The sequence below is a fragment of the Massilibacterium senegalense genome (assembly GCF_001375675.1).
Lineage (GTDB): Bacteria > Bacillota > Bacilli > Bacillales > Massilibacteriaceae > Massilibacterium > Massilibacterium senegalense.
On the sequence record NZ_LN831786.1, the window covers coordinates 1192172 to 1204943 of the forward strand.

Consider the following 12772-nt stretch of genomic DNA (forward strand, 5'->3'; position numbering starts at 1 on the left):
ATGAAGGAGTTTGATTCATTCTCTATTTACTTTCTACGATTAACGTAACAGGGCCATCATTAGTAAACGTAATGTCCATCATCGCACCGAAACGACCTGTTTCAACCGGAACCCCGTGTGCGCGAATAGCTTCATTAAATGCTTCGTACAACTTTTCTGCTACTTCTGGTTTTGCTGCCGCCATAAAGTTTGGACGGCGCCCTTTTCTACAATCCCCGTATAACGTAAATTGAGAGACACTTAAAATTTGACCACCGATATCTTTTACAGATAAGTTCATTTTTTCAGATTCATCTTCAAAAATGCGAAGGTGGACCGCTTTTTCTGCTACGTATTTAGCATCTTCTATCGTATCTTCATGCGTCACACCAACTAAAATCATTAATCCTTTTTCGATTTGACCAACTATTTCATTGTCTACTGTCACTTTTGCATATTTTGCGCGTTGAATAACAATTTTCACTTTGAAACTCCTTTAATTACTGCACAATTCTTCTCACAGAATAAACGTCTGGAATTTGTTTAATTCGAGCGACGATTTTATGCAGATGACTAATATTTTGAATCGCAATCGTCATATGAATTTGGACCACCTTATTGCGATCAGATTTGCCAGAAACAGAGGATAGACTTGTTTTCGTATCATACACAACTTGTAATACTTCATTTAGTAAACCTCTACGATCATATCCCATAATTTCAATGTCTACATCGTACACTTTATTACTATTTTCATTGTTTTCCCATTCTACTTCTAATAATCGTTCCTTCGCCAATCCATCTTGAATGTTCGGACAATCGGTACGATGGATGGAAACGCCGCGTCCTTTCGTAATAAATCCGATAATATCATCCCCTGGCACCGGATTGCAGCATCGAGCCATTCGAATAAGTAAATTGTCAATGCCTTTTACTCGGACGCCAAGCGTTGCTTTTTTATGACGATGTTCTTGTTTACTGGAATCCTGGGTAACTTGTTCTAATAACTCTTTCGTTTCCGTATTTTTTTGACGAATTTTTTCTGTTAAACGGGTAACTACTTGCTTCGACGTCAATCCATTAAACCCAACTGCCACTAACATATCTTCTACATTCGTGAAGTTGAATTTTTTCGCCACATCCGCAAGTTTTTCATCTGTCATTAATTCTTTCGCATCAAAGTTTTGTGCTTTCAACTCTTTTTCGATGAGTTCGCGACCTTTTGCAATATTTTCATCGCGACGTTGTCGTTTAAAAAATTGACGGATTTTATTTTTTGCTTGGGAACTTTGTGCTAATTTTAACCAGTCTTGACTTGGACCGTAAGAATGTTTCGATGTTAATACTTCTACAATTTCTCCGGTTTTTAATTGATAATCAAGCGGTACAATTCGACCGTTTACTTTTGCACCAATACACTTGTTTCCGATTTCCGAATGGATTCGATAAGCAAAGTCAATTGGTACAGAGCCTTTTGGTAATTCTACGACATCTCCTTTTGGCGTAAATACAAATACCATATCGGAAAACAAGTCAATTTTCAACGATTCCATAAATTCTTCCGCATCCATTGAATCGTTTTGCCATTCTAAAATTTCTTTAAACCAAGCAATTTTCTTTTGAAACGATTGATTGTTTGTTTTTCCTTCTTTATACGCCCAATGCGCAGCAATTCCGTATTCTGCAATCGAATGCATTTCTTTTGTTCGAATTTGAACTTCTAATGGTTCCCCTTTTGGACCGATAACCGTTGTATGAAGCGATTGATACATATTTGCTTTCGGCATCGCAATATAATCTTTAAAGCGACCAGGCATCGGTTTCCAACATGTATGAATAATTCCTAAAACGGCATAACAATCTTTAATGCTTTTTACAATTACCCGAACAGCTAACAAATCATAAATTTCGTTAAACTGTTTATTTTGTAACACCATTTTTCGATAAATACTATAAATATGTTTCGGTCGTCCGTAAATATCGGCATCAATAGACAGTTCATCTAAGCGCAGTTTAATTTCATCAATGACTTCTTGAATATATTGTTCACGTTCCGCTCGTTTTCGTTTCATTAAATTAACGATTCGATAATATTGCTGTGGATTCAAATAACGAAGTGCCGTATCTTCTAGTTCCCATTTTATTGTTGAAATACCTAAACGATGTGCCAACGGAGCAAAAATTTCAAGCGTTTCGTTAGAAATTCTTCGTTGCTTTTCTGGTGGCAGATGTTGCAATGTTCTCATATTATGAAGGCGATCGGCGAGTTTAATTAAGATGACTCGAATGTCTTGTGCCATTGCTACAAACATTTTTCGATGATTTTCTGCTTGTTGTTCTTCTTTTGACTTATACTTGATTTTTCCAAGCTTCGTCACGCCATCCACAAGCATCGCCACTTCATGGTTAAATTCTTGTTCTAAATCTTCTAATGTAATCGACGTATCTTCCACCACATCGTGCAATAAACCTGCTGAAACAGTCATCGGATCCATTTTTAATCCAACTAATATACCAGCGACTTGGATGGGATGTAAAATATATGGCTCACCAGACTTCCGGTATTGACCTACATGCGCATCTCGCGAGTATATATAAGCTCGTTCAATAAACTGTATATCTTCTTCTGACAAATATAGACGCGCCATTTCTAGCACATCATCAATGGTTAACACTTCTTCTTTCGCCATTCGATCACCTTTGCTTTAAAATATATTGCTTTTATTATCTTTAAATTTTGAAAACTTGTAAAGACAAAGACAAAAAAATGTCGAAAAAACAATTCTTTTTGTCCATTTAATCACAAAAACAAGGACTGCCACAAGACAGCCCTCTATATTTTTCCTTAAGATGGATATTTCATTAACGATAATACGTCGTATCCATCCCCAATTTTTTGTCGCCCTTTTAAATCTGTTAATTCAATGAGGAAAGCAATTCCTACTACTACCCCACCTATTTTTTCCACTAATTGAATGGTTGCTTCAATCGTTCCACCCGTTGCTAATAAATCATCCGTAATTAACACGCGTTGGCCTTTTTGAATACTATCTTTATGTAAAGCAAGTGCATCTACCCCATATTCCAGTCCGTAATCAACCTTTACGACTTCACGTGGAAGCTTTCCTTCCTTACGCACAGGAACAAACCCTTTCCCTAAAGAATACGCCACAGGGCAGCCAACAACAAATCCACGGGCTTCTGGACCAACTACAACATCTACTTGTTTATCTTCTGCAAACTGGCAAATTTGATTGATGGCATATTGATAGGCATCTTTATTTTGCATTAACGTCGTAATATCTTTAAAACTGATTCCTTCTACTGGAAAATCAGGCACAATTGTAATATATTCTTTTAAATCCATTGTATAATCCTCCTACATTACTCGTTCCGTATATTTTTTTCAAACCATTCTTTTAGTTGTTGATACGTGGCATATGCCAGTTGTTGTTCTACTTTCATTTGATTTAATCGTTTTTGATAGATTGGTGCAGATTCAATCTGTTTCTTTTTAGGTGACGGATGAATAAAAATAATTCCGCTTTCTATTTTAACAAATCCTAATTCAAAAAACACTTTTGTCATAAAGGTTAATTTTTCTTTTGTCCAATTTTTATAACGCTCGACTTGTTTCACTACTACCGCAAACGGGACTTGTTTTTGCATTCGTAACCATTTATAATAGGCGGAAAATTCTTCTCTCGTCGGTAACGGAGTAAACAGATACGATTCACGGTGATAAAAAACAGTATAAATCCGCTCTGGTCGTTCTATTTTTTGCAAAACATGTTGTAATTCGTGTAACGATGACGGTAAATCTAAAAATATAACGTGTGAATAGGTTATCATCTCTTCTTCGATAGTTGGATAAAATAACAACGTTGCATCATTTGTAGCTTGAAACAACGTAACCGTTTCTTCTTGAAAGGCAATACAAGCCGTCGTTTGTTTCGGTAAACGTTGAATCACTTCTGCTACATTTTTTTGATTACGAATATCAAACAGTTGCCATTCTTTTACTGCCAAATCTTGAATAATCATTTGTGGCTTTCGATGACCATTCCATTCATTAATCGATAACTCTCCCACTAATGAAACAGGACTTTGTTCCGAAAGGTCATGCCATTGATCACCAAATTGAAAGCCTACTGCATCTAATTTTGTATTTTCTTCTTGTAATAGCAATTTCAAATGATTTTTTTGTGCTCCCATTTGGCGCTTTTCCGCAATGCTTGCGTTTTCAATTAATACGGTGGGAAACGCATTGTTCATTCCAAATGGCGCTAATTTTTGCACATCTTGAATAAGAGAAAGGTCTACTTCTGACACAGACACGGTTGCATCTATTTGGATAATCGGAATTCTTTCATGCTCTGTAAAACAAATTTTCGCATATTGTTTTAAACGAATCCGAAGCTCTTCTAGGTTCTCTAATGATAATGTCATACCCGCTGCTTGGGCATGTCCTCCAAAATGAGGAAGTAAATCTTTACATTTCGACAGTTCTTGAAATAAGTGAAATCCTTCAATACTCCGAGCAGAACCTTTTGCGATATTTTTTTCGCGGTCAATCGTTAACATAATGACTGGTTTATAAAACATTTCCACTAAGCGGGATGCGACAATTCCGATGACGCCAACATTCCATCCTTCTTTCGCTAAAATAAGAATGTCATCTTCCTCGTCTGATTCGTTTTTAACCATTTCCATTGCTTCTTCTGTAATTTGCTTTACTAACTCTTGTCGTTCTTGGTTTAATTCATCAATTTGAGTCGCCATTTGCTTTGCTTCTTCCACGTTTTCGCTCGTTAGCAATTCTACTGCTAGCATCGCGGATTGCAACCGACCGACAGCATTAATTCTCGGTCCAATGCCAAAGCCTATATCATATTCATTACAGTTTGGAACGTCTACTTGTGCAACGTCCATTAACGCTTTTAATCCTATTTTTTTCGTTTGTTGTAACCGTTTTAATCCTAGCTTTACAATCGCCCGGTTTTCTCCTTGTAACGGAACCAAATCACAAACCGTTCCAATAGCTGCATACTCTAACAAATGAGTTGGTATTTTTTTATATAAAGCATGCGCTAATTTAAATGCAACACCCGCTCCGCATAAATCAGAAAACGGGTAATTCGGGGAACATTGTGGATGAATAATGGCATAAGCATCGGGCAATTGATCGCCCATTTGATGGTGATCCGTAATAATTAAATCAAGGCCAATTTCTTTTGCAAATGCAGCAACATCCACTGCTGCAATTCCATTATCAACGGTAATAATAACGTGAAAATCTTCCTCTTTCGCCCGTTGAAATGCTTGTTTATTCGGACCGTATCCTTCTTTAAAACGATCTGGAATATAGTAATCAACTAATGCGCCTAATTCTTTTAATGTTTCAACTAAAATAACGGTTGAGTTTACACCATCGGCATCGTAATCGCCATATATTAAAATTGGTTCTCCTTCATCTATCGCACGTTCAATTCGTTCTACGGCAAGGTCCATTTGATTCAATAAAAATGGATCGAACAAATCTGATTCGCGAATGTGTAAAAAGGATTCCGCTTCTGTTGGTGTCGTAATACCTCGGTTTATTAACAAATGGGCTAAAAATGGTGAAATGTTGACAGCGGATGCTAACATTTTCACTTTATCTTCCGGTGGCTTACTCAGTTTCCATTTTTTCTTTGCATGTAGCATCTATGGTTCACCTCTTAACCCATTCATTATACAAGATAAATCATTCTTTCGCCTATGTATTACTCAAAATAAAAAATACCGACAACTGTCGGTATTTTTCCCTTAAATTTTTAATTGTTTATAGCCTATTTTCTTTAATTGTTTGTTTTTTAAGACGAGCCATAATTGTGCTGCGATGAATAAAGACGAATACGTTCCGGCAATTAATCCTACTAATAATGCGAATGAGAAGTTTTGAATGGCAGGTGCACCGATGAAATAAAGTGCAGCTGCTGCAATCACTACCGTTAAGACCGTATTAATCGAACGGGATAACGTTTGAATAATACTCATGTTCACAATGTGCGCTAAGTCTTCAAACGATTTCACACGTTTTTCTTTGCGGACATTTTCACGAATCCGGTCAAACGTTACAATCGTATCATTAATCGAGTACCCAATAATCGTTAGGACAGCCGCAATAAACGTAACGTCTACTTCTAATCGTAAAATACTAAACACGGCAACAATTAAAAAGGCATCATGTAATAACGAAATAATCGCTGAAATCGCAAAATAAAATTCAAAGCGAATCGCTACATAAATGACAATTCCGATAGAAGCTAAGGCGATGGCAATCATCGCATTTCGTACTAATTCTTTCCCCACTTGTGGGCTAACAATACTTACATTCGGTTCATGTTTATAAAGGTCATTAAAATGTGTTTTAATTTTTGCTACGTCTTCTTTTGACAACGTACCAACATATTGTACCGTCACGATTTCATTCTTATTTCCTGAAACAGTGATGCGATCATAATCTCCAAACCCAATGGCTTTTATTTCTTTTTCTACTTCTTTTATCTCTAACGTTTCGTTCGACGAAATGTCTACGCGCGTACCACTAACAAAGTCAATGCTTTTATTTAACCCCATTGTAACCAATACAATGGTTCCCGCAATTAAAAGAAAAAGAGAAAAAAGAAAAAATTTATTACGATGTTTGACAAAATCTAAATCTTTCGTTAAAAAAGTATATCTCATCGGTCGATTTCACTCTCCTTCACACCAAACAAGCCGATTTTCTTTTTCAACATACCACTGTTTACCCAAAGTCCTAACAACCATCTTGACAGGAAAACAGCGGTAAAGAAGCTAAGCACAACGCTAATAAGTAACATGGTCGCAAACCCTTTAACCGAGCTATTTCCATAAGCAAAAAGAACACCAGCTGCGATAATCGTTGTAATGTTTGCATCAAAAATAGCCGAAAAAGAATGCTTGTTTCCATCACGGAAGCTGCTACGAATCGACTTACCAAGACGTAATTCTTCTTTAATTCGTTCTGCGGTAATGATATTTGCATCAACAGCCATCCCAACCCCAAGAACTAAAGCTGCAATTCCTGGTAACGTTAGCACCGCGCCCATTAAATCAAACACAAGAATGATTAAGTAAATATATGTAACGAGTGAAACAACCGAAATAAATCCTGGTAATCGATAGAAAACTAACATAAATAAAAAGATAATGGTAATCCCAATAATCCCTGCATATACAGTAGATTGTAAGGCATTTTCACCAAATTGTGCCCCAACAGAAGTTGAATAAATTTCCTTTAATTGAACAGGAAGAGCACCTGCATTTAATAAATCAGCTAATTCTTGCGCTTCTTGTTTTTTGAAGTCCCCTTCAATTAACACATCTGTCGTATTTAATACTTTATTTACTTGAGGAGATGATAAATATTTTGGATTTTCTTTTGTAACCTCTGCCAAGAAGGTATCTTTACCTTCTTCAAAGTCTAGCCAAATCACTAATAAATTTTGTCCTGGTCCTCTATCAAGCACTCCTTTGGTTACTTTTCCGAACTTATCTCCATCTTTTAATGTTAACGCTACTGCTGGTTTTCCTAATTGGTCAAACGTTAAACTAGCGCCACCTTCTTTTAAATCACTTCCACGAAGCAACACTTTATCTTCTATATCACGGAATGTAAGATTTGCCTGTGTAGATAAAATTTTACGTGCTTGGTTCTGATCTGTTACACCAGCAAGTTGCACCCGAATGCGATTTTCCCCTTCAATTTGAATATTTGGTTCAGATACACCTAATACGTCAATCCGTTTATATAACGCACTAACAGTATCATTTAATACTTCTTTCGTTATTTTTTGCCCGGGTTCTTGTGGTTTTACTTCATAAAGCACTTCAAACCCACCTTGGAGATCTAACCCTAATTTGATATCTTTTGTAATATCACGAATTGTTAAACTAACCGTTGCTACTAATAAAATAACAAATAGAAAAAAAGCAACGATTTTTCCTTTTTTGACCATATGCTTTATAGTCCTCCTTGAATGAAATTGTTCCTATGCACTATTCTTTACTTAAGTTCTTCTACATTCATCGATAACGTAGCTTCTGGCACTTCTCCTTCATCAAAAATCCAATGTGGATTTTGATATGCTTGGATTGTTAAATAATTCATGTAATCAGTTATTTTTAATCCCATTGCCATACTAACCGCTTCATACATTCTCCAAAGCTTTTTATCGCGTCCTTTGTGAAGCAAGCAAGCCCATATATCTTCTACGGTTGCTTTTTCATATCCAAGAATATGAAACTCTTTGCACTTGCTTTGTAATACAACATCAATTTGCGAACGATAGTATTCTAACTCTTTTTCTTCCATAAAGCATACTCCTTTCTTTTTTGGTTGTCATGTTTGTCCAAACGATGTGCATATAGTGAACTATACGTTTTCTTTCTTATGAACCCCTTCATCAAGAAAACAACACAAACTTTTTTAAAATCCGCACCTTTTTTTCGGTCACAGATAATCAACCACCAACGACCACCAACATGCATTCTTTACGCTCCCGCTACTGAGGGATACCGTTAATCTAGAATAAAGGCAGGAATGAACAATGACGAAAGAATCTTTTATAAAAGGTACGCTCATTTTAATCATTGCTGGTTTATTAACAAGAATTCTCGGTTTTTTTAATCGAATTATTCTCGCTAGAACAATTGGCGAAGAAGGTGTTGGGCTTTATATGATGGCAGTCCCCACCTTTATTTTAGCTGTTACCATTACACAGCTTGGCCTTCCGGTTGCTGTTAGTAAACTCATTGCGGAACAAAAAGCAGCGGGCAACCGTCAAGCAATGAAACGCATTTTGCTCGTTTCGTTATGTATTTCGTTATTGATTAGTCTAACACTTTGGGGCGCGCTTGTGTTACTCTCCCCTATTTTATCAAAAAATTTATTAACTGACCCACGAACTTTCTATCCACTACTAGCAATTGGCCCTATTTTACCAGTTATCGCTGCCTCTTCTATTTTACGCGCTTACTTCCAAGGACTTCAACAAATGAAACCTTCTGCTTTTTCGCAAGTGATTGAACAAGTTTTCCGTATTGCGTCCATCATAATCTTCACACCTTTTTTCTTACAATATGGCATTGAATTTGCTGCACTCGGTGCTGTCATTGCATTATTTGTTGGAGAGTTTGCTTCTTTTATTTACATTCTTTTATTATTTCGTAAAAAAGTTTCCTTTTCAATGGCTCCTTACACAAAAAAAAGATTTAGTTACCATAAAAAAGTAACAAAATCGTTATTAGCCGTTGCACTACCTACAACAGGAAGCCGTTTTATTGGATCGATTTCGTATTTTTTAGAACCAATTGTCGTCGCGCAAAGTTTAGCAATCGCTGGTGTTGCTACGGCCGTAGCAACAAGGCAATACGGGGAATTAACAGGATATGCCCTACCATTAGTCTCTTTACCTACCTTTATTTCGTATGCATTATCCGTGGCATTAGTTCCAGCTATTAGTGAAGCATATATTCTAAACAATCATCAAATGATTATTCGCAGGTTACATCAAACATTGCGATTATCTTTTTTAACAGGCGGGTTAGCAGTTGTTATTTTATACACGTTTAGTGAACCAATGACACGATTAATGTACGATGCACCACAAGTCGCAAAATACGTCCAATTGATGGCACCTTTTTGCCTATTTTTGTACATTCAAGGACCATTACAAGCCGTTTTGCAAGCAATGAATGCAGCTAAATTAGCAATGTTTAACAGTTTTTTTGGTGCACTCATTAAAACAATCCTTCTATTTTTATTAGCGTCAACACCTTCCTTAGGTATTTTAGGTGTTGCGTTTGCAATAGCGGTTGGGATGACCATTGTTACTATTTTTCATTTTATTTCGATTACAAAATTAATCGGCTATGTCGTACCAGCAAAAGAGTATATTGTCATGACCGTTTTGATTGTAGTTACACATTTTTTAAGTAAATACGTATATACACACTTTCTACATTCTTATACCCTTTTTTTTAAAACCATGTTCGCCATTCTCATCTCCATCGGTATTTATTTTTGTTTAGCTATTATCTTTCGGCTCATTGATTGGAAACAATTGAAAAAATTCATCCGCTTATTCGGATTGTTTCGATAGTTAAGAATCGTACGTATCAATAAAAAAACGATTTTTATCGTCCACGCTACAATACGAAATATCTTTTATTTTTCGATACCCCATTTTACGTAATTGTTGATATAACCAAAATGGGGTTTTTTGAATTAATTTTAAATGATCATGTTGAATTTCTCCATCTAAAATAATCGGTAGTGCGAGTTGGGCATTTCGCTTTTCTGGCGCCCGTTTTTCTGTATTTGGTTTCTTTTTAAACACAGACAGCTTCCCGCTTGACTCCAAAATAGCAAACTCTACATCTTTCACGTTATAGATATCTTTTTCCCTAAGTTGCATTAATAAATCATCAAAATTATACCGCTGCTTTCGCATCACTACTTCATCAATTTCCCCTTTATGAATAATAACGGACGGCTTCCCATCTAATAATTTTCTCGCCCGTTCGCTTTTAAGAGAAAGGTAAGAGAGAATGATTTGAACTAAAGCAAGTAATCCAATCACTGCTACCGTCTGGATGAGCGGAGACTTCGGATTTTCAATAGAAATAGCAGCTAGTTCCGCAATCATCATTGTAATGACGACATCAAAAACACTTAGTTGTCCTATTTCTCGTTTTCCCATTAAACGAAACACAAATAAAATAAAAAAATACATAAAAATAGTTCGAAGTAACATCACACTCATCGTTTCCCCTCCCTTTTTGTTTAGTGTGCACAAAAAGTAAAAAGTCATAACTTCTATTCCAACATTAACGACATATACATATATTAATTGTTTTACGAAAAGTAATTTTTAGGGGGGAATATCGATGACACATCGTTATACGAAAGCAGTTTTAACTGGGTTACTTTGGAGTGTAATCGGTATTATTTTTTTCGCAATCGTAGCTACTTTATTATTAAAATGGACACCTTTAACAGAAAAGAAATTGCAATTATATTACATGATATTGCCGTATCTCGTGTTATTCATTGGTGGCTGGATTAGCGGAAGAAAAGCGGGGGAAAAAGGGTTCCTTTTTGGATTTTTAACTGGGTTTTTGTATGTTTTTCTCGTATCCATCGTTCAATTTTTAGGATTTGATTATCGATTGGAAGGAAATCAATTGTTAGCATTTTTGTTTTTGGTTATTTCCTCCACTGCTGGTGGTGTATTAGGGGTAAATATGAAAAGAGAGTAAAATAAAGCCGCATCCACTATCATTGTTGGATACGGCATTTTTTTATTCACTTACTACTTCACGAACCGAACTACGGTCAAAAGTGATTTTTGAACCGTCTGTTGTTTTAATCACAATCGTTTTGTCATCGATCGCATCAATGATTCCATGACAACCACCGATTGTAATAATTTTGTCACCTCTGTTTAAGTCACTTTGCATTTGTTGCACTTGTTTTTGTCTTTTTTGTTGTGGACGAATAAGTAAAAAGTAAAACAAGACAACAAACACTAAAAGCGGACCAAATGTCGCTAAAATACTTTCCATTTTGTTTCCTCCTTCACACTTAAAAGTTTTTTGCATTTTCTTTATTGAACCCATAACGTTCAAAAAACTCTGCTTTAAAGTCTAGAAGACGATCTTCTTTAATCGCTTCTCGGACTTGCTTCATTAAGTTTATCAAAAAATAAACATTATGGTAAGATGTTAAACGAAATCCAAATGTTTCATTACATTTCACTAAATGGCGAATGTAAGCACGAGAATATGTTTTACATACGTGGCAATCACAGTTTTCATCAATTGGACGAAAATCACGGGCGTATTTCGCATTTCGAACGACGAGACGTCCTGTCGAAGTCATACATGTTCCGTTTCGCCCAATTCGTGTTGGCAAGACACAGTCAAACATGTCTACCCCATTCATCACGCCATCAATGAGTGAATCCGGAGACCCAACGCCCATTAAGTAACGTGGTTTATTCGTTGGGAGAAGTGGTGTCGTAAAAGAAAGTACTTGGTTCATCACATCTTTTGGTTCCCCGACCGATAGTCCCCCAATCGCGTACCCAGGAAAATCAAGACTTACTAAATCTTTTGCACTTTGTTTTCGTAAATCTTCAAATTCTCCTCCTTGCACAATACCAAACAACCCTTGTTTATCCGTGCGGTCATGTGCAGCTAAACATCGTTCGGCCCAACGGCTCGTCCGCTCCACTGATTGTTTCATATACTCGTGTGTAGCGGGATATGGTGGACATTCGTCGAATGCCATCATAATATCAGAACCTAATGCGTGTTGAATTTGCATTGATTTTTCGGGTGATAAAAATAATTTTTCCCCGTTTAAATGATTACGAAAATGAACCCCTTCTTCGGTAATATTTCGTAAATCACTTAAACTAAAAACTTGGAAACCTCCAGAATCCGTTAAAATTCCTTGGTCCCAATTCATAAAGGAATGAAGACCACCAGCTTCTTCTACAATATCCTCTCCAGGACGCAGCCATAAATGATACGTATTACTTAAAATAATACCAGCACCCATTTCTTTTAATTCTTCTGGGCTTAACGTCTTTACGGTTGCAAGTGTACCGACTGGCATAAACATCGGTGTGTCAAACGTACCATGTGGCGTATGAATACGACCAAGCCTTGCTCCGGTATGTTTTTCTGTTTTGATTAATTCATATGTAATGGCTGACAT

The 12772-nt window shown here is 36.4% G+C and carries 11 protein-coding genes and 1 pseudogene; 2 read left to right on the forward strand and 10 right to left on the reverse strand.

The genetic code is table 11. The features are described from left to right. Positions 1-22 precede the first annotated feature (22 nt). The 7 genes and pseudogenes from dtd to BN1372_RS15585 form a co-directional block, all read right to left on the reverse strand. The gene (gene dtd, locus BN1372_RS09370; protein WP_062198837.1) at positions 23-463 is read right to left on the reverse strand and encodes a D-aminoacyl-tRNA deacylase; all 441 of its coding nucleotides are present in this window, start codon (positions 461-463) and stop codon (positions 23-25) included. Positions 464-479: 16 nt separating this feature from the next. After that, entirely contained in the window at positions 480-2669 is a 2190-nt protein-coding gene (locus tag BN1372_RS09375) for a RelA/SpoT family protein (RefSeq protein ID WP_062198839.1), read from the reverse strand. Positions 2670-2824: 155 nt separating this feature from the next. After that, the gene (locus BN1372_RS09380) at positions 2825-3346 is read right to left on the reverse strand and encodes an adenine phosphoribosyltransferase (protein ID WP_062198841.1); all 522 of its coding nucleotides are present in this window, start codon (positions 3344-3346) and stop codon (positions 2825-2827) included. 17 nt (positions 3347-3363) lie between these two features. After that, positions 3364-5685 carry a single-stranded-DNA-specific exonuclease RecJ gene (gene recJ, locus BN1372_RS09385; RefSeq protein WP_062198843.1) on the reverse strand — a complete coding sequence of 774 codons (2322 nt, stop codon included), beginning with the start codon at positions 5683-5685 and terminating at the stop codon, positions 3364-3366. Between the two features lie 102 nt (positions 5686-5787). Next, positions 5788-8003, reverse strand: a pseudogene (gene secDF, locus BN1372_RS14995) (protein translocase subunit SecDF). A 47-nt stretch (positions 8004-8050) separates the two neighbouring features. Further along, positions 8051-8359, reverse strand: coding sequence for a post-transcriptional regulator (locus tag BN1372_RS09395; RefSeq protein ID WP_062198845.1), 309 nt, complete (start codon positions 8357-8359; stop codon positions 8051-8053). Beyond that, positions 8341-8535, reverse strand: a complete 195-nt coding sequence (locus BN1372_RS15585) for a hypothetical protein (RefSeq protein ID WP_062198847.1) — start codon at positions 8533-8535, stop codon at positions 8341-8343. Before BN1372_RS15585 ends, BN1372_RS09395 begins: the two co-directional genes overlap by 19 nt. A 59-nt stretch (positions 8536-8594) precedes the next feature. Between BN1372_RS15585 and spoVB the strand changes: the two genes are divergently transcribed. Next, positions 8595-10148 (forward strand): stage V sporulation protein B, encoded by a 1554-nt coding sequence (gene spoVB, locus BN1372_RS09405; protein ID WP_062198850.1) that lies wholly within the window; start codon positions 8595-8597, stop codon positions 10146-10148. On the opposite strand, the gene BN1372_RS09410 is transcribed toward spoVB, so the two are convergent. Next, on the reverse strand, positions 10149-10811 hold the full coding sequence (locus BN1372_RS09410) for a DUF421 domain-containing protein (protein WP_062198852.1): 663 nt from the start codon (positions 10809-10811) through the stop codon (positions 10149-10151). A 124-nt stretch (positions 10812-10935) separates the two neighbouring features. Between BN1372_RS09410 and BN1372_RS09415 the strand changes: the two genes are divergently transcribed. Further along, complete coding sequence (locus BN1372_RS09415) at positions 10936-11307, forward strand: TIGR04086 family membrane protein (RefSeq protein WP_062198855.1); 372 nt, start codon at positions 10936-10938, stop codon at positions 11305-11307. A 42-nt stretch (positions 11308-11349) separates the two neighbouring features. On the opposite strand, the gene yajC is transcribed toward BN1372_RS09415, so the two are convergent. Both yajC and tgt read right to left on the reverse strand, forming a co-directional pair. Continuing rightward, positions 11350-11613, reverse strand: a complete 264-nt coding sequence (gene yajC, locus BN1372_RS09420) for a preprotein translocase subunit YajC (protein WP_062198857.1) — start codon at positions 11611-11613, stop codon at positions 11350-11352. Between the two features lie 19 nt (positions 11614-11632). Then, positions 11633-12772, reverse strand: coding sequence for a tRNA guanosine(34) transglycosylase Tgt (gene tgt / locus BN1372_RS09425; RefSeq protein ID WP_062198859.1), 1140 nt, complete (start codon positions 12770-12772; stop codon positions 11633-11635).